The sequence below is a fragment of the Mesorhizobium sp. M0701 genome, assembly GCF_040320365.1.
Lineage (GTDB): Bacteria > Pseudomonadota > Alphaproteobacteria > Rhizobiales > Rhizobiaceae > Mesorhizobium.
This window is the reverse complement of the sequence record NZ_JAMYPO010000010.1, coordinates 181863-200320: the sequence shown is the minus strand read 5'-3', so window position 1 is coordinate 200320 and position 18458 is coordinate 181863. Positions and strand designations below refer to the sequence as shown.

The window sequence follows — 18458 nt, the reverse complement described above, 5'->3', positions numbered from 1 at the left end:
GCCATCGCCCATGTCGCGCAGGGCTCGGGCCGCAAAAAGAAAAGTCGCCGGGCGGATCTGCTGCACTGGTCTAGCCTGCCCTCATGACCTGCGTTGGCGTCAACGGCTTTGGCAGCGTCGCTCGACAGGGCCGGAAGATCATGACGGAGTCGCGTTAGACATTCCAGCGAGGCGAATATCGGTTTCAATCCTCGGGCTGCCGCCCAACAATGCTGAATCATATCGTGTCAAGGCTTGCAACGACCGAAGACGCAACTGGCGCATATTGCACTTGGCTGTCAAGGTCGGGAATAGGGTCAGAACCTGCCCGTGATCTTGCATTCAGGGAAGGTCCGAGAAGGGTCGGATCGCGAAGTTCCCCGCCGCATTGGCGAACGTCCCAAGATGGCGCATGGTGCCGTTTCGGAACCGGGTGGACCGGGATCGCCAATCAATCTGGGATCATGTTGCAACCATGTTCGAATGTCGCGTTACTGGCAAGTAGAAATGTCGCATTGGGACGTTTCAGAGGTAGGCGCCAGGTCAGGATTGCGGGGTGACGTGCATGCTGGCTTCGCCGTGAGCGCGATCGGGGGCGATCCAGTATGGCACTTCGGCTTTACTAGCTTTGAGAGCCACTTACGCGCGAGCTTCGTTGGCCGGTGTCGGTTGCGGGTGATCCGATATTGGTCCAGCATCGCGACGACATCTGCAATGCGAAGCTTGGCGAAGAGTTTGACAGCGCAGATCAGCGCAAGATGTCCGACAGGCTCTCGGGCTTCTTCTCGCCAAGCGACAGATCAAGGCCCGACAGCAGGTCGACGAGATGGCTTTGCATCAGGTCGGACGCGTTTTGTGCGTCGTGCTTTTCGATGGCATCGACGAGGGCGTGATGGGCGTGGCTTTCGCAGGTGGTGTCGCGGCGGCGCCAGTAGAGCGCGATGATCAGCGACGACCGCGACAGCAGGTCTTTGACGAAACCGGTCAGGATAGAATGGCCGGCGATTTCGGCGATGCCGACATGGAATTTTGCCGACAGCATGATGGCGTCGCTGTCGCGGCCGGCATGCAGGGCCTCGTGCTCTTTTTCGAGATGAAGCCGCAGTTGCGCGATCTCGGCCGGCTTTGCCACTTCGGCGGCAAGCGCCGCGACCTTGGGCTCGATCAGCGCCCGCGCTTCGAACACCTCGCGCGCTTCCTGCCTGGTCGGCTGGGCGACGAACGCGCCGCGGTTCGGCTCGAGCCGAGCCAAGCGGTCATGCGACAGCGCCTGCAGCGCCGCGCGTATCACCGCGCGGCTCACCGAATAGATCGAGGCGAGTTCGTCCTCGGGTAGTTTTGTGCCCGGTGCGAGGCGGTGGCTGACGATGGCGTCGCGCAGGCCGGCATAGACCGGAAACCAGCGCATCGTCGGCTTGTCGCCATCCCGTGGCTTTGGCCCAAGCAGGTCCATCGTCTCATTGTCCCGGCGGCCGGATCGCTTAGCGGCGCGAACACCGCGTTTCCGGCCGGACATCGAACATCCTGTGTGGGAATGTCAACAATTTTGCACGCATCAGGATACACGGCCGGAGGGCGAAAAGGACGCAAAGCTTCCGGCGAAGGATTTTTCGAGTGGAACCTGGTAGCCGCCGCGCTTTGAGGTCGACAGGCCAAGGCCGACGAGGCTCTCACAGAGTTTTACTGCGCAGGCGACGCCGTCGAGCACGGGAAGGCTATGTTCGCGGCTGAGCGCGGCGGCGAGGTCGGCCATGCCGGCGCATCCCAGCACAATCGCTTCGGCCCGGTCGTCGCGGATGGCGCGCTCGATCTCCTCCGAAATTCGATGGCGGGCGTTGGAGCCGGGCACTTCGAGCTCCAGAACGGGAACGTCGCTGGCCCGCACCCTGGCGCAGCGGCTGGCGAGGCCGTAGCGCACCAGATTGTGCTCGATCGCCGGCACCGAACGCGACAGCGTCGTCACCACGCTGAACTTGCCGGCAATCAGGCTCGCCATGTGAAACGCCGCTTCGCCGATACCGACCACCGGCATCTCGCCGACGCAGCGTACTGCGTCGAGGCCGGTGTCGTCGAAGCAGGCGATGACGCAGGCGCTCGCCGCCGGATGTTTTTGGATCTCGCCGATCATTCCCGGGATGGCGAAGACCTCGTCGAAATAGCCTTCGACGCTCGGCGGCCCGTCCTTCGGATTGACGGCGATGATCCTGGTGCCGGCCGAAGCCGCGCGGCGCGCCGCCTCGCCGATCTTTTCGGTCATGGACGCGGTGGTGTTGGGATTGACGACGAGTACGTCCATTTGCGCTTTCATATTTCGCCGCCGAGATAGAGTTTCTTGACCCGGTCGTCGCCAAGCAGCTCAGCCGAATGTCCGGCCAGCGCGATCTTTCCGGTCGTCAGTGCGTAGGCACGCTGCGAGATGCGCAGCGCCATGCGCGAATTCTGCTCGACCAGCAGCACGCTGACCTTTTCATCGCGGTTGATCGCGACGATCGAGCGGGCGATGTCCTGAACGAGCTTCGGCGCGACGCCGAGCGAGGGTTCATCGAGCAGCAGAAGCTTCGGTTTGGCCATCAGCGCCCGCCCGATCACCAGCATCTGCTGTTCGCCGCCGCTCATCGTACCCGCCGTCTGGGAATAGCGTTCCTTCAGGCGCGGGAAGCGCCCGAGCACCATGTCCAGCGTCCTTGCGATTTCGGCCTTGTCGGTGCGGGTGAAGGCGCCCATCATCAGATTGTCGCGCACCGTCATGTAGGAAAAGACGCGACGACCCTCAGGTACCATGGCGATGCCCATCCTGACCAGCTCGTCCGGGCGCGTTCCGTCGATGCGGTGGCCCTGGAAATGGATCTCGCCGCTGCGGACTTTTTTCAGGCCGGTGATGGCGCGCAGGATTGACGATTTGCCCGCACCGTTCGCGCCGATTAGCGCTACCGTCTCGCCCTCGTTGACGCTCAGCGACACGCCCTTCAGCGCATAGACGTGGTCGTAGTAGAGTTCGACATTGGAGACGCTCAGCAGTTCGTTCATGGCTAAAATCCGATCGTCTCGTCTTCGGCGCCGAGATAGGCTTCGATGACCTTTTCGTTCTCTTGGATTTCTTTTGGCGTTCCCTCGGCGATTTTGACGCCGAAGTTCAGGACGACGATACGGTCGGAAATGTTCATGACGGCGGGCATATCGTGCTCGACCAGCAGGACAGTCACGCCGCGTTTGCGGACGCCGCGCACCATCTCCACCGCGCGCACGGTTTCGTCATGGTTCATGCCGGCGAAGGGCTCGTCGAGCAGAAGCACGGTCGGGTTCGTGGCGAGCCCGATGGCAATCCCGAGCGCGCGCAGATGGCCGTGCGGCAGCGTGCTGGCGATCTCATGCCGTTGCGCGCCGAGACCGAGGAAGTCGATGATCTCGTCGGCGGATCGCCCGAAGTCATCCTCGTCGCGCCGTGCGGTATTCGTGCCGAGATAGAAGCCGGCAAGGCTGGCATTGGAACGCAGGTGATGCGCGATTATGACATTGTCGCGCACCGTCATGCCCTTGAAGATCGTCGTCTCCTGGAACGTGCGCACCACGCCCTTCCGGGCGACGATATGCGGCGCCAGGCCTGAAATCCGCTGTCCGCCAAACAGCACTTCGCCCGAGGTCGGATTGAGGAAAGAGGAAATCAGCTTGAACAGCGTCGACTTGCCGGCGCCGTTGGGGCCGATGACGGAAAGGATCTCGCGTTCGCGGACCGCGAAGGAAACATTGTTGACCGCGACCAGCCCGCCGAAGCGTTTGGTCACTGCCTTGATCTGGAGAAGCTCAGTCATGGTCCTAGCCCTGCTTCTTGCCGAACAGCCTGAGGCTGAGCAGGCCGTTGGGAAGGAACAGCATCAGCGCGATCAGCACCGAAGAGAAGATCAGCAACTGGAACTCGCCGGTCTCGAACAGGAAATCCCAGCCGAAATAGAGCACGAAGGTGCCGATCATCGGCCCGAAGACGTGGCCGAGCCCGCCGAGGAAGCAGTTCAGCATGAAGTTCACCGAGTCGGTGACGGTGAAGCTCGACGGATAGATCGATTGCGAGATGGCGACGAACATCGCACCGCCGAGACCGCCGAGGAATGAGGAGATGGCATAGGCGATGACGCGCAGATAGGCGATGTTGACGCCGATCGAGGAGGCCAGTTCCTCGTTCTGCTGCAACGACTGGCAGAGTTTGCCGATGCGCGAATGGACAAGGCGGTAAAGCCCGGCAAAGCACAGCACCATCAGCGCAACCGACACCAGATAGAAGGCGGGACGCGGATTGGCGAGCGTCGCGAAATCCGGAAGGATGGTCAGCCCGAAGATCGAGATGCCGCCGGGGAGCGGAATGCTGACCATGCCCTTGGCTCCGTTGGTGATCGGCAGCGCCAGCGCGAGCAGCCGCGCCACTTCGGTCAAAACCAGCGTGACCATGGCGAAATAGACGCCGCGAAGCCTGAGGATGGGCAGCCCGATCAGCACGCTTGCAGCGGCGCAGAACAGCCCAGCCAGCGGCAGTGTCAGCCAGAACGACACACCATACTGGACGACAAGGATGGCCGAAACATAGCCGCCCATAAGCGCGAAGGCGCCCTGGCCGATATTGATGCGGCCGATGTAAAAAGTCACCCACACCCCGGCGCTGGCGATGCTGAGCAGCGCGACCGAAGTCAGCGTGTAGTAGAGGTCGAGCCGACCGGTCGCCTCGATCAGCCAGGGCACGCCGATGAGTACGACCAGCAGGAAGACAGCGACGCCGAGGATGTTGCGTGTACGCTTCATGTCGATCACCCCCACGGCTTGCCCATGAGCCCGTTCGGGCGGATGCTCAGGAACACCATCAGCGCGGCGAAGATGACGAGATAAGTGACGTCGCCATATTGGCGTAGCACCGTCAGGCCGACCGATTCCATCATGCCGAGGATGAAGCCGCCGGCGATTGCTCCGCTGACCACGCCGGCCCCGCCGATCATCACCATCAAGAACGCCTTGATCGAGATCGGCCCGCCGATGCCCGAATTGACGCCGGTGATGGCGACCAGCAGCCCGCCGACTATGCCGGCAAGCATGGCGCCGAGCGCAAAGCCGATCATCGAATAGCGGTCGACCTCGACGCCCATAAGCTGCGCCGCGACCCGGTCCTGCGCCAGCGCCCGCATGGCGCGTCCCGGCTTGCTGTACTGCATGAAAAGCACGAAGGAGGCGATGAACAGTATGGCGAGTGCGCCGACCAGCAGCCGGTCGTAAGGCATTATGAGGCTGTCGGAGACGAAGACGCCGTTGACGATCTTCGGCACGCCGCGCTGCTTTTCACCGAACAGGAGGAGGATCACGGCGTCGAGGAAGAATGCGACCGCCGCCGCGAGAAGCATCGTACTTTCCTCCCGCACGCTTCGCTTGATCACCGTTCTGAAAAGGAATTTCTCGACCAGCGCTCCAATGACCAGCAGCGTGATCCCGGACGCAACGAGCGCGACGACGAAAGGCATGCCGAGCTGGCCATAGACGGTGTAGGTGATGAAGCCGCCGAGAACGTACATCTGCCCATGGGCAAAGTTAAGCACGTTCATCAGAGCGAAGATCAGGGTCAGACCGAGCGCGATCAAGGCGTATTGCGCGCCAAGATAAAGCCCGTTGGCGATGACTTGTTCCATCAGGATGTTCCCGGCCATTCAGAGGCTCAAGGCGAATGCACGAGCCTCTGCGGCAATCCGCTTCAGTGCAGTTGCGTCAATCGACTTGAGCGACGAAGAGCGTCTCGAACTTGCCGTCGCGGTATTCCGTAACCACCATCGGGACCGAAAGCTGGCGCTTCTGGCCAAACGACGTCATTCCGACATAGGTCAGCTTGGCATCGCCCTTCAGATAGGGATTGGGCGCCGAGAAAGTGTCGATCGTCTTCTTGAACTCCTCGACATTGTCGATCGCGGCCGGGTTCGCCTTCAGCGTCTCGATGATGTATTCGAGCGCGTAGACCTTGGTGTTGGACTCGTCATTGTATTCGCCGAACATTTTCGTATAGCGGTCGACGAACTCCTTCATCATGTCGGACGCGATTTCGGGCGTCGATGCGCCGCCGACTGAGATGAAGCCGTTGGCCAACTCGCCCGCGCCCTCTTCCAGCACCTTGGCATCCTGCGCCGTTTCGGTGGAGATCAGGCCTTCGTAGCCGAGCTCGCGCGCGGCGCGGATCAGCAGCGGCGCATTGCCGGGCGCGACACCCGAAAGCACCAGCAGGTCCGGTTTTTGCAAAACGATCGGCGTCAGTACCGGTGTGAAATCGCGGGTATCGTTTTGGTAGACATCCGTGGCTGCCACAACCTCGAGCCCGAGCGCCTTTGCCGCGGCAACACCGCCATCCCGCTGGCTCAGCGGATCGGATTCGTTGGCGGCGACAAAGGCAACTTTTCTCACGCCCCTGTTTTCCATGAGATATTTGTAGATCGCCGGAGCTGACTGGTAGTTGGCGATCATGCCGAGCACGGCGTTGGACGCCGGCGGGGTGTAGAGTTCCTTCGGGAACGCGTAGGGAAAATAGATGATGCCCTTGGATTCCGCCACGGGACGCACCGCCGCCGCGCCGTCGTCGACATTCGGACCGACGACATAGTGGATGCCCTCCTGGGCCATCTTCTCCATGCCGGCGATCGCCCGCTTCGGGTCCTTCTGGTCGTCGAAGGTGACGATTTTGATGTCATAGGTCTCGTCACCAATCTTCACACCGCCGGTTTCGTTGATCCAGGCGGCGCGCGTCTGCATCGAGCGGACGTTGGATGTGCCCCACGCAGCGGCCGCGCCACTCGTCACGCCGACAAAGCCGATCTTGAGTTCCTTGTTGGCGGCGTGCACCGTGATTGTGCCGCCGGCCATGATTGCCAGCGCAGAGACTGCGCTGAGCGTGGCGTATGTGATTATTGAACGTCTATTGATCATTGTTCTTTCCCCTTTGGAGGCCGCGCATTGTTGCGACAGAACTCGACCGATACGCGGAGTTTTGTGAGTGAGGGCTCAAATCTATTATCTGTCAACAAAACTTTTACAGATTGTTGACAATCTTGTGCGGTCGTAGATGGAGGACGCGGTCCGCATCCGATGCGCTCTGCAATCGATCGACCTGGCCGTGCGCTTCCAGCTCTTTCCGGTACGCGCTTACGACAGTTTAGCGGAATGCTGTTGACGGAAGCCGTCCCGGAAAAGGAGAGCGTCCCATCAACAGTCTGACCAGACACTGGTGCAATGATGGTGAGCGGATTCTGCGCCTGCGCGTAGCCGAGAGCGTCTACGACACACAGGCAATCAACAGGGTCGTGCCGAGGGCTCCACAATGGTATCTCAATTGAAGCTAGGCCAGCCCCGCGCGGCGGGCGCCCTCCCGGATCGCGGCAATTGCGGGAGGATTGGTGACTGGATAGGAGCCGATAAATCCTTCGGCCGAAATGTCTGGAAATTCTCTCGCCAACCGGTTGGCAATTTTTATTGCCTGAGGTGTTTCGCCGAGCATGGCGTGCGCCATGGCCTGGAACAGCAGCGTTGCAGGCGAGTCCGGCGGAGCTTGGCTGAACGCGGTCAGGCACTCCCTGTGGAGACCTACAACGAAGCTCGACCGGCCCAGCATGCTATAGTACCAGGAAACATGTGGATTGAGACGGATCGCGCGGTTCGCCAATTCATATCCTTCCTGCGGGTCGCCTGTCACGAATGCCTTTCCTCCGGCAAGCAAGGCGAGGGTATCGGCATCGTGCGGGGCGGCCGCCAAGGCAAGATCATGTTCTCTTGCTGTGGCATCGAGATCGCCCTGCAAGGCCCGCAGCTCGGCTAGACATATGCGCGCATGGGTATCACCCGCGTCGAGCGCCAAAGCTCGTTCGAGGCACAGTTTCCAGCGCTCCTTTGCGACGGAAGGTTTATTGGTAAACGCATTGATGGCGGCGACGGCATGCGCCAGCCCCAAGACAGTCCAGGCTCTGGCAAGGCCCGGGTCCAGCTCGATGGCACGCGTCAGAAGCCGCACCGCTTCCGCATTCGAAGCGTGCGTGTAAAAATTGTGCTGCTCGACGCCGAGCAGATAGTAGTCATAGGCACGAAGGCTGGCGGGGTGTTTTCGACGGACGACATCACGTCGAAGTTTTGCGAGCTTGCCGCAACAGCTAGCAAGGACATTGACGACGTTTTCGGTGACCATGTCCTGCATCGCAAACAGATCTTCCGCTGATCGATCATAGCGGACCGTCCACAAATCGACTCCAGTGCGCGCGTCGACGAGTTGGACGCAGATCCGCAGCTGCTGCGCTGCCGCCTGCAAGGTCCCCTCAAGTAGATAATCCGCATTCAGTTCCCGCCCGATGGATCGCACGTCATCGCGCCGTCCCTTGTACGAGAGCATGGTCTGGCGGGCGATGACCGCAAGATCGGGGTAGCGAGCCAGATCGACCATGATGTCCGCCGACAAGCCATCGGCCAGGCGGTTCCATGGTTCGTCCGCACTCAGATTGTCGAAAGGGAGAACCGCAACGACTGTTGGCCCTGAGCCCTCTACCGAAAGGTCACCGGATGGTGCCTGGCCCGTGTCTTGCTCGTGTTGGTCGGCAAGCAAGCTTGCAAGCGCCACTTTGTTGCGAATATCGAGTTTCCGATAGATGGCCGACAGATGGGTCCGCACGGTAGTCGGCGCTATGAAGAGCGTCTCGCCGATTTCACGATAGGTCATCCCCTGGGCGAATTTTGCAGCGACCACCCGCTCCCGGTCCGACAGACTGGTCAGAGGATTGCTCACGGCGCGAAGCATCGCTTCAGGTCTCCGATCTGCTACGAGTTGTGGTCGACCCGGCACGGCAAAATACTACAGATGCGATCTCGAAAACACTGCATTTGAACGATCCCATCCGACCGCCAGCAATTCTAGGCTTTCCTGTCGATAGGGTTTCGTCGGGTCGCAGACCCCGATCCATTCTGTAACAGGAGGTATCCATGACAAAGTCATCTATCTTTGCCGCAATGCTGGTGCTGCCTTTGTCGGCTGGACCATGCTTGTCCGAAGGCAGGCAATCTGGTGGCAAGCTGATTTCCGAAGATGCCACGAGAGCCGTCAGTGCCGAATTGTATTCCGACGTCCTCATCCGAGCGTGCAGGAACGGATGGCGCTACCCTCGGAGCCAAATCGAGAACGGCTTTAAACGGCATCTTAGGGAGCTGAAATTGCAACTGGTCGATCAGGGTTACACGATCGTGCCTGGTGCGAAAGCGAACAACTCGCTCCGGAGTCTCTCCGCAATGGCATTTGTCGCCAAGCGCCAATCTGTCGCCTCGCGCCAGTTCGGCTGTTCCCGCCAATACTGGCTCGACGAGTGACCGTTCTGGAGCGCGCAACCGGGGCAGCATATCAGGCAAGTATTGTGGTCAATTGGCTTCCTAGTCTGGTCGTTTCGGCTCGGTGGCCCCATTTTTCGAGACGGCGGCGGCGGTGACGGTGGTGCTCATCGGCGAGACTCCTTTATTCCGGAATATACGGGCTTTCCGGGCTTGCTTGCCGGAGAGTGGATACTCGCAGACCGCCACACTGCTATAGCCTTGCTATGGATCGACTGCAGCAGCTGGTGCCTGCGTGCGGCGGCCGTGATGATTTTGTCGGGATCGTCGGTCCAGACGAAGGGCTATGACTGCAGCTTGTGGTCGATGACGAAGCGGTTGATGGCGGAAACCCACATGCCCTCAACACGGGACTGGTGATGGCTCGCGCAGCGCCTGCCGTGCTGCCGCCATCGTGCTCTTAGTTCCTGACACGACCCCAGGCCAGAACCGCACTGCACGAGCTTCCAGCGCCGGTTGCCCTGCGGCGGGAGGTTGGGGTGGCACCAAGAGGCGGGGAGGATGATCGCCATTAAGCACCGATTTATGCGGCAAATCTTGGCTCCGGAACTCCCGTTGCACCCAGGCCGGTGATGGCAAAAAGGCTGCCGCGCAAGACACCGTCGCTTGGAAAGCGCGGCAGCGGCGGCTTGGCCATCGAAGTGACGTACAGGGTGTCGAGCTTCGGCCCGCCGAACATGACGCTGGTGATCTTCTTGACGGGCATGTCGATGATGCGATCAACGCTGCCGTCGGGCGCGTAACGCACCAGCCTGCCGTCATAGACCAGCGCGTTCCACAGGAATCCTTCCGCATCCACGGTCGAGCCGTCAGCCGCCCCTCCCCGGCTGGTATCGACGCGGGTGAAGGTGCGCCGGTTGTCGGCGGCACCTGTTTCGATATTATAGTCGTAGGCCCAGATCTCGCCGGTCCAGGTGTCGGCGAAATAGAAGGTGCGGTCGTCCGGGCTCCAGCACGGACCGTTCGAGCAGATGATGCCGGAATCTATTCTGGTAACGGAGAAATCCGGATCGAGCCGGTAGAGCCCGCCGGAGGGTCCCTCTTCCATCGTGTCCATTGAGCCGGCGAAGAAGCGGCCGCGCCGATCGACCTTGCCGTCATTGAGCCGGTTCATCGGCCTGTCCGGCTCCGGATCGTGAATCGGCGTCACCTCGCCGGTGGCGAAATCAAGCAGATGGAAACCGCGCTGCAGCGATACCACCGCGCCACCGCCGTCCTTGCGCAATGCCATCGAACCGATCTTCATCGGCACGTCCCAGCAACGGATCTCGCGGCCGTCGGCGGTCGCCCGAAACACACGCCCGTCGAAACTGTCGATCCAGTAGAGGCGCTCCTGTTCAACGTCCCACAGCGGTCCCTCGCCCAGCGTGGTCTTCACGTCCACCACGACTTCGATCTTCATGCCGTCCTCCTCTGTTTCGGCGCTCTGCGGCAAAGGTCAAAACGCGACCTGGTCGCCGCCTTTCAATGACAGGATTTCGCGGGCCTCATCGGGCGTTGCCACTTCCATGCCGAGGCCTTCGATGATCTTGCGGGCAAGCACCACCTGCTCGGCATTTGACTTGGCAAGCTTGCCCTTTCCGGCCCACAGACTGTCTTCAAGCCCGACGCGGATGTTGCCGCCAAGCGCTGCCGATTGCGCGGCGATGCGCAACTGGCTGGCGCCCGCACCCAGCACCGACCAGCGGAACTGCTCGCCGAACAGCCGGTCGGCGGTGCGCTTCATATGGGCGACGTCTTCCGGATGGGTGCCGATGCCGCCGAGAAGGCCGAACACCGACTGCACGAAGAACGGCGGCTTCACCAGCCCGCGATCGGCGAAATGGGAGAGGTTATAGAGATGGGCGATGTCGTAGCACTCGAACTCGAAGCGCGTGCCGTTGTCGTAGCAGGTCGCCAGTATATATTCGATGTCCTTGAACGAGTTGCGGAAGACCAGATCACGTGTCGCTTCCAGGTGCGGTCTTTCCCAGTCGAACTTGAACGTTTCGTATTTGTCTACGAGGTGATAGAGCCCGAAATTGATCGAGCCCATGTTGAGCGAGGCGACTTCCGGCTTGAACTGGGCGGCGGGGCGCACACGCTCCTCGACCTTCATGTAGGGACTGCCGCCGGTGGTGATGTTGATGGCGGCATTGGTGCCTTGCTTGACGCGCGGCAGGAAACGCGCGAACGCCTCCGGCGTCTGGTCGGGCTTGCCGGTCTCGGGGTCGCGCGCATGCAGATGCAGGATCGCCGCACCAGCCTCCGCCGCCGCGATCGCCTCGCGGGCGATCTGGTCCGGCGTGATCGGCAGATAGGGCGACATGGTCGGCGTGTGGATCGCCCCCGTCACCGCGCAGGTGATGATGACCTTCCCGCTGGGTTGCTGGGCGCCGGGCTTGCGGCTTGTTTGCGTCATCGTCCAAACTCCTGATCCGACTTTTTCTTGTGCGCCGCCAGTGCCATCAGCCGGCGGTCGCGCCAGACCTGCCGTTCGCCGAGTTCTTCTCGCGGCAGCCGCTTGCGGCGCTCGGCCTCGACGGTCTCCATGACCTCGCCGGCCCAGTCGACGCGCCGCAGCATCTGCGGGAAGATGTTGGAATAGATCGTCTGGTAGCGCTCGACATAGTCGCGCACACCACCCGGTGCATTGAGGTCGATCGTCTCGAACGGACCCATGAACGACCAGCGCAGCGCCAGCCCGTCGCGCAGGCCCGTGTCGACGTCCTCGACGCTGGCATAGCCGTCGGCGACGAGCCGGAACGCCTCCTCCAGCAGCGCGCCTTGCAGGCGGTTCATGATGAAGCCGTCGAGCTCGCGCTTCATCACCAGCGGCGCGTGGCCCGCCTCGACAAGAAAGGCGCGGGTCCTTTCCACCGTTTCGGCGGAGGTCCATGGCGCCGGCACGACTTCCGCCGCCGGGATGAGATAGGGCGGATTGATCGGGTGCACGACGAGGCAGCGATGGCGCCCCTCAAGATGATCGGTGAATTTCGACGGCAACAGCGCCGAGGTGGAACTGGCGATCACCGCCTGCGGACCGGCAAGGGCGTCGATCCGGGAGAACACTTCCCGCTTCACCTCGAGGTTTTCCGGCGTGTTCTCCTGGACGTGGACGGCATCGGCCAAGGCGTCGCCAAGCTCCGCCACAATAGTGATGCGGCCAAGCACGGCATCGACCGCCTGTCCCCGCAGCAAATCGTTGGCGGCAAGGTCGCCGAGCACGCCAGCGATATAGTCGCGCGCACCGCTGGCCGCGGCCGGCGCCTGGTCCCACATGCGCACATCATGGCCTGCACGAGCGAAGCTGATCGCCCACGCTCGCCCGATGAAGCCGCTTCCGACAATTGCTACCTTCGCCATGATCTCCCCCTCAGAGTGTCTCAACGTTGCCGTCGACGCCGAGCGACTGGCCGGAAATATTGACACCCGCATCGGAAAGCAGGAAGGCGACCATCGCGGCAACATCGTATGGGCTGGTCATGCGGCGCAGCGAGATGTTTTGCAGATAGCGCTGCGTCATCTCCTCGTTTGAAACGCCGAGCTGCTTTGCCCGGTCGGCAATGACCTTGTCGATGCGCGGCCCTTCGATGATGCCGGGCAAGATGGCGTTGACCCTGATCCCATGCGGTCCGAGTTCCTTGGCAAGACTCTGGGTCAGGCCGACAACGCCGAACTTGGCAGCCGAATACGGCGTGCGGAACGCGTAGCCATGGCGGCCGGCGGCGGAAGACATTGAGACGATCGAGCCCCCGCCCGCCGCCTTGATCAGCGGCACGGCACGCCGCGCGCACAGGAACTGGCCGGTCAGGCAGATATCTATGCAGCGCCGCCAGTCTGCCGGATCGATCTCATCGACGCCACCGGTCGGCCCGGCAATGCCGGCATTGTTGATCAGGGCGTCGAGCCCGCCGAGCTTCTCCTTGACGGTCTCGAACAGCTGGTCGACATCGTCGTCGCGCGAAACGTCCGCTTTGACTGCGGCGGCGAGTGTGAGCCTCTCTGGAGCGGCGGCCAGCGCCTCGTCGGAAATATCGCAGATCACGACACGCGCGCCGCGCCTCGACAGCGTCTCTGCAATGGCAAAGCCGATGCCTCCGGCACCCGCCGTCACCAGCACGCGCTGGCCTTTGAGCCCGGTCAGGAATTCGTCCGCCGATGCCGGTGCGCTTGAGCTCATTATTCCATTCCTTTCACTGAATCCGCCTTTCGCGCAGCGCCATGACGGCACCGAGCACCACCAGCCCGAACAGGATCGCCCGCGTCGCGTAAGGCAGCGTCGTGCCGGCGAGCAGCATCTGCAACGCGGTCAGGAGCAGCACCCCGCCTAGCATGCCAAGATAATGGCCGCGCCCGCCGGTGATTAGCGCACCGCCGACCACGACGACGGCGATGGAGGGCAGCAGATAGTCGTCACCCATGCCGAGGCTGGCCTGGCCGGAAAAGCCGGTCAGCATGATGCCGACGAGCCCCGCGCAGACCGCCGACAGCACATAGACGAGGATGAGCGTGCGCCCGACCGCGATGCCGGAGAGCTGGGCCGCGCGCAGGCTGTTGCCGATGCCATAAACCCGGCGGCCGAAAGCGGTGCGGCCGAGCAGCAGCACGGCAAAGACGACGAAGGCGATCATGAACAGCACCACCGGCGTCACAACGAATACCTTCCCGGTCATGAACCAGCGCAGCATCGGCGAGGAGAAGCCGGCCGGCGTACCCTGCGAGTAAAGCAGCGCGACGCCTTGCAGAATGCCGTTGGTGGCCAGCGTCATCACGATCGGCGAAATGCCGAGGACGACGATACCGATGCCGTTGGCAAGTCCGATCAGGCAAGCGGTGAGCAGCACCGCCGGCAGCGCATAGGCAAGTGCACCATCCGAGCCGTTGACCATGCCGGCAAGCAGGATGCCCGAGAGTCCGATCGTCCACGGCACCGACAGGTCGAGCCCGCCGGTGAGGATTACGCTGCCTTGCCCAAGCGCCAGGACGGCGAGGAAGCTCGACAGCACGAACAGCGAGTTCCAGTAGGTGACGTTGAGGATGGCGCGTCCGAGCCAGATCTGGGTGACGATCACGACGACGGCCAGGCAGACATAGGCCGGCAGCGCATAACGCAGCGTCTCGGCATTGCGGATATGGAAGGCCGGCAGCGGCGCCTGCTGGTCGTCGGTGCTGCCACGCGCGATCCTCAGCCGCCGGTCGGTGCGATCGATCTGCGAGGGCAGCATTCCGGCGCGCCATGCGCCCAACCGCGCCCGTAGCGCACGCAGTTGGCGGGCGAGCACGGAGCCATGCGACAGCGAGCCGGCAAGCACGGCAAGGATCAGGATCGTGCCCTCGGCGATCGTCGAATAATAGGCCGAGACGTTGAGTACGAGCAGGATGTTGACGACCATCATCAGTATGTAGGCGCCGAAGACGGTGCCAACCGGCCCGCCTTGACCGCCGCCCAGCCTTGTACCGCCGACAACAACCGCCGCAAACATCGACAGCAACAACGGGTTGCCGACGAGCGGATCGCCGCTGCCGGTCTGGGCGCTGATGAAGACGCCGGCGAGCCCGTAGCAGCCGCCGGCTATGACATAGACCAGGAAGCGCACGAGAACGACGCGCACGCCGACCGAAGCGGCCGCATCCGGATCGCTGCCGACGGCATAAAGCGCCGTCCCGAAGCGTGTGCCTTTGAGCCAGAACCAGCCGAGCAGGACGACGCCAATAACCACCAGCGGCATCGGTATCCAGCCGGCGATGGCGTCACCGAGATAGAAGGCGCCAAGATCGGGAGAGACGAAGCCGCCCGGCTTGTCCATGACCAGCAGCGTTACCCCCTGCAGGATGAACATGGTCGACAGCGTGACGACGATTGGCTGCATGCGCAGGACCGCGATGAAGAAGCCGTTGAAGGCGCCGATCAGCATGCCGACACCAATTCCGGCCAAGGTCCACAGCGCGACACTGGTGCCGGTCGCCATCGGATCCATGCCTTTTGCCAGGACGACATTGACCAGCGAGATCACCGCGCCGGCGGACAGGTCGAAACCGCCGGACAGGATGACCACGGTCTGGCCGATCGCCGCCAGTGCCGAGGTGGCGCCGCCGCTGGAGAGAAACGAAATGTCGAAATAGGTGAGCCGCCCGGCACTGACCAGATCGACGATAAGCAGGAGCACCGCAAAGACGATCGCCGCTATGATCGCGCCGCTGTGCCGCGCGAGAAGCCGCGTCAAAGTCGCGGCCGGTGCCGCGGCGGGCAAACTCGTCACGCTCATTCCGCCGCCTCCCGGACCAAGTCGCCGTGGCCCAGCGCTGGTCGCATGATCGCGCCTTCCGTGATGTGGTTGCCGGCAAGCTCCGCCACCAGGCGACCGTCATAGAGGACGAGCACTCGGTCGCATTGATGGACCAGCTCGGGAATTTCGGTTGAATGCAGAAGGATCGAGCCGCCGGCCGCCACATAGTCGCGCATCATCACATAGAGCTCGTGCTTGGTGCCGACGTCGATGCCGCGGGTTGGGTCGAAGAGCAGCAGAATGCGGCTCTCGGCGACCAGCCATTTGGCGATGGCGATCTTCTGCTGGTTACCGCCCGAAAACGCCCCCGCCCTCGTCCACATGGCGCGGTGGTCGACCTCGACCGTCGAGAAGGCGGACTGTACGGCCCGCGCCTCCTCGTGCCTGCTGATCAGGCCAAATCGGGTAAAACGCGCGACGACCGGCAGCGATACGTTCTGCCGGCCCGAGAGTTTCAGGAACAGGCCTTCGGTCTTGCGGTCCTCGGGTACCAGCCCGATCGCCATGTTGGGCTTGAGCGCATCGGCGGGCGATCCAAGCCAAACCATGCGGCCGTCGACCAGGACATGGCCGCGCTCAATCTCGGCCATGCCGAAGCAGGCGAGGAACAGGTCGAGCTGGCCCATGCCCTGAAGCCCGGCAATGCCGAGGATCTCGCCCTTGCGCAGGTCGAAACCGACGCCGTCGAGCTTCCTCCCGGCCTTGAGATCGCGCACGCCGAGCACCGGAGGACCGAAGACGGCCTCGCTTTCGGGTTTCGGCGGAAAGGTCTGGGCGATGCTGCGACCGATGATCTTTTCGATCACTTCTCCATCCGGGACGTCGGCAACCGGCGCCGTCACGATATGACGGCCGTTTCTGAGAATGGTCAGCATATCGCAGAAGGCCCGCACCTCGCGCATGCGATGGGTGATGAACACGACCGTTGTGCCGGCCTTAAGTCGCGCGATGATGCCGCCCAGCCATTTGACATCGCCGCCCGACAGCGTCGAGGTCGGTTCGTCGAGCAGGAGGATGCGCGGCTTGCGATAGAGCGCGCGCGCGATCTCGATCTTCTGGCGGACGGCGAGATCGAGGGTCGCGACCTCGGCATCAAGATCGACCGAAAAGCCGAGATCTGAAATGTGCTGGCGCACCGCCTTGCGCGCGGCCGACCGCTTGATCAGGCCGATCGGGCCGACAGGCGCGTAGGGCAGCAGCATGTTGTCGAGAACGCTGAGATCGCGCACCAGCGTCATTTCCTGGAAGGCTGTCTGCACGCCTTTGGCGTGCGCGGCGCGCGGCGAACCGAGTGGCGCCGGTTCACCAAGAACGGTGATTTGCCCTTCGTCGGGCCGCACCAGTCCCGACAGCAGCTTGACGAGCGTGGACTTGCCCGCACCGTTCTCGCCAAGCAAGGCATGCGCGCTGCCCGAAGCGATCTCGAAGGAAACGTCATCGAGGGCGACTGTTGCGCCAAACGCCTTGCGGACGCCCTCTATGCCGACAGCTGTCGAATGCGCTGACATCATGATCCCAGTCCCGGCCTGCATGAAAGGTGCGTCGAGCGCCTCGCAAGCACCCCACACCCACTTCGGGAGGGCCTACTCCTCGGGCTGGCCTACAAGGGCGGCCGCGAGACCGATTTCCGGTGTCTGATCGGAGAAGATCGAGGCGAACCAGCCTGGGTTCGAGACCAGCGACGGTTTGAACGCGTTGCAACCAGCCTTCATCTCCGCCCAGGTGCCTTCGTCACAAAGCTTTATCGTCTCGTTGGTGACGACCGGCAGTGGCAGGATCGTCTTCTTGGCAACCTCCTTGCCGTCAAGCGCCTCGACCGCAAGCTTGAGGGCCAGCGCACCGGAATAAGGCGGCGACGCGTAGGAAATGCGCGGCGCGCCGAGCGGCGCATAGGGAGAGGTCGCGCCCTCGACCTCCGTGCCCTCCGGCAGCATCTGGATACGCCCGCCATTGGAACCCTCGCCGGCGCAAGGCAGGAGTTCGCTGACCTTTTTGCCGGCCTCGAGCTGCATGGAATTGGCGGTGAAGCAGCCGACCTGCATCCACAGCCCGTTGATGTCGTCCCAACTGCGCGTCGCCAATATCTTGGAAAGTTCGGTACGGGCCACCGCCTGGCTCCACATGCCGACAGCCTCGCCGACGATCTTGATGTCGGGATGCTTGGCAAACACCTCCTTCGCCGCCTTGGTGCGCAGATCATCGACCGAGGTGCCGGGAACGCCGGTCACCGCGATGATGTTGCCCTTGCCATTGAGCTTCTTGACCAGCCACTCCGCCGTTACGCGGCCAGCCTCTTCCTGGTCGATATGGACGTTGTAGGCGCAGGGCTCCGTGATCTCGGCATCGTAGGCAAACACCTTCACGCCCTTGTCGCAGGCGTTCTTCACCACCTGGTTGAGCGCGGTCGGCGAGATCGGGAAGATCACGATGGCTTCGGCACCTGTCTGCACCATCGCATTGATCTGCTGGATCTGGCGCTGTGCGTTCGGCCCCGCAACCTGGACCTGGAGGTCCACCTTGTCGGCCATGCTCTTGTGCGACGCCATCGCCTTGACCATGTTGGCGGCCTCGGCCTGCCAATCATTGCCGATGAAGCTCATGCTGAGAAATATCTTGTGCTTTCCGGCCGCTTCGGCGGCGGACGTACCAAGAACGCAAACAGCCATGCCGGCAAGCAGCGCAAGCCGCCGGGCTTTCGATCCGATACCCATTCAAAACTCCTCCCAGTTCAGACGACCAAATGCCTCCCAAGGGCGCGAAACGTGCTCCTTGTCATTCGATGCAGCTGACCGTATCATGATTTGATCAAAGATCAATGATGAAAAGCTAATAAGTAAA

Annotated in this window: 16 protein-coding genes; 1 reads left to right on the top strand and 15 read right to left on the bottom strand. The window is 62.3% G+C overall.

Translation table 11 applies throughout. The features are described 5' to 3' along the window. Nucleotides 1–727: 727 nt before the first annotated feature. The 8 genes from NKI24_RS13315 to NKI24_RS13280 form a co-directional block, all read right to left on the bottom strand. Nucleotides 728–1432: a GntR family transcriptional regulator gene (locus NKI24_RS13315; RefSeq protein ID WP_352452202.1), complete on the bottom strand. Its 705-nt coding sequence runs from the start codon at nucleotides 1430–1432 to the stop codon at nucleotides 728–730. A 102-nt stretch (nucleotides 1433–1534) separates the two neighbouring features. Further along, nucleotides 1535–2275: an aspartate/glutamate racemase family protein gene (locus tag NKI24_RS13310; protein WP_352452197.1), complete on the bottom strand. Its 741-nt coding sequence runs from the start codon at nucleotides 2273–2275 to the stop codon at nucleotides 1535–1537. An 8-nt stretch (nucleotides 2276–2283) separates the two neighbouring features. Continuing rightward, complete coding sequence (locus tag NKI24_RS13305; protein ID WP_352745800.1) at nucleotides 2284–3006, bottom strand: ABC transporter ATP-binding protein; 723 nt, start codon at nucleotides 3004–3006, stop codon at nucleotides 2284–2286. A gap of 2 nt (nucleotides 3007–3008) precedes the next feature. Beyond that, nucleotides 3009–3788: an ABC transporter ATP-binding protein gene (locus NKI24_RS13300; RefSeq protein WP_352745797.1), complete on the bottom strand. Its 780-nt coding sequence runs from the start codon at nucleotides 3786–3788 to the stop codon at nucleotides 3009–3011. Between the two features lie 4 nt (nucleotides 3789–3792). Then, a complete protein-coding gene (locus NKI24_RS13295; protein ID WP_352452195.1) occupies nucleotides 3793–4767 on the bottom strand; it encodes a branched-chain amino acid ABC transporter permease in 975 nt (324 codons plus the stop codon). A 5-nt stretch (nucleotides 4768–4772) separates the two neighbouring features. Next, the gene (locus NKI24_RS13290) at nucleotides 4773–5639 is read right to left on the bottom strand and encodes a branched-chain amino acid ABC transporter permease (protein ID WP_352452194.1); all 867 of its coding nucleotides are present in this window, start codon (nucleotides 5637–5639) and stop codon (nucleotides 4773–4775) included. 76 nt (nucleotides 5640–5715) lie between these two features. After that, on the bottom strand, nucleotides 5716–6918 hold the full coding sequence (locus NKI24_RS13285; protein WP_352745793.1) for an ABC transporter substrate-binding protein: 1203 nt from the start codon (nucleotides 6916–6918) through the stop codon (nucleotides 5716–5718). A 409-nt stretch (nucleotides 6919–7327) separates the two neighbouring features. Then, nucleotides 7328–8770, bottom strand: a complete 1443-nt coding sequence (locus tag NKI24_RS13280) for a LuxR C-terminal-related transcriptional regulator (RefSeq protein WP_352452192.1) — start codon at nucleotides 8768–8770, stop codon at nucleotides 7328–7330. A 182-nt stretch (nucleotides 8771–8952) separates the two neighbouring features. Here NKI24_RS13280 and NKI24_RS13275 point away from each other — a divergent pair, with 182 nt between their 5' ends. Then, nucleotides 8953–9333: a hypothetical protein gene (locus NKI24_RS13275; protein WP_352452191.1), complete on the top strand. Its 381-nt coding sequence runs from the start codon at nucleotides 8953–8955 to the stop codon at nucleotides 9331–9333. 541 nt (nucleotides 9334–9874) lie between these two features. On the opposite strand, the gene NKI24_RS13265 is transcribed toward NKI24_RS13275, so the two are convergent. The 7 genes from NKI24_RS13265 to NKI24_RS13235 form a co-directional block, all read right to left on the bottom strand. Further along, complete coding sequence (locus NKI24_RS13265) at nucleotides 9875–10753, bottom strand: SMP-30/gluconolactonase/LRE family protein (protein ID WP_352452190.1); 879 nt, start codon at nucleotides 10751–10753, stop codon at nucleotides 9875–9877. Nucleotides 10754–10789: 36 nt separating this feature from the next. After that, nucleotides 10790–11752, bottom strand: coding sequence for a 3,5-dioxohexanoate:acetyl-CoA acetone transferase (gene kce / locus NKI24_RS13260; protein ID WP_352452189.1), 963 nt, complete (start codon nucleotides 11750–11752; stop codon nucleotides 10790–10792). Then, complete coding sequence (locus NKI24_RS13255) at nucleotides 11749–12696, bottom strand: 3-hydroxyacyl-CoA dehydrogenase (protein ID WP_352745787.1); 948 nt, start codon at nucleotides 12694–12696, stop codon at nucleotides 11749–11751. The genes kce and NKI24_RS13255 overlap by 4 nt, the downstream gene beginning before the upstream one ends. A gap of 10 nt (nucleotides 12697–12706) precedes the next feature. Then, entirely contained in the window at nucleotides 12707–13513 is an 807-nt protein-coding gene (locus NKI24_RS13250; RefSeq protein WP_352452187.1) for an SDR family oxidoreductase, read from the bottom strand. Nucleotides 13514–13526: 13 nt separating this feature from the next. Next, complete coding sequence (locus tag NKI24_RS13245; RefSeq protein WP_352452186.1) at nucleotides 13527–15599, bottom strand: ABC transporter permease; 2073 nt, start codon at nucleotides 15597–15599, stop codon at nucleotides 13527–13529. Then, the gene (locus NKI24_RS13240) at nucleotides 15596–17131 is read right to left on the bottom strand and encodes a sugar ABC transporter ATP-binding protein (protein ID WP_502901452.1); all 1536 of its coding nucleotides are present in this window, start codon (nucleotides 17129–17131) and stop codon (nucleotides 15596–15598) included. Before NKI24_RS13240 ends, NKI24_RS13245 begins: the two co-directional genes overlap by 4 nt. Nucleotides 17132–17203: 72 nt before the next feature. Further along, nucleotides 17204–18331 carry a sugar ABC transporter substrate-binding protein gene (locus NKI24_RS13235; protein WP_352452185.1) on the bottom strand — a complete coding sequence of 376 codons (1128 nt, stop codon included), beginning with the start codon at nucleotides 18329–18331 and terminating at the stop codon, nucleotides 17204–17206. Nucleotides 18332–18458: the final 127 nt, after the last annotated feature.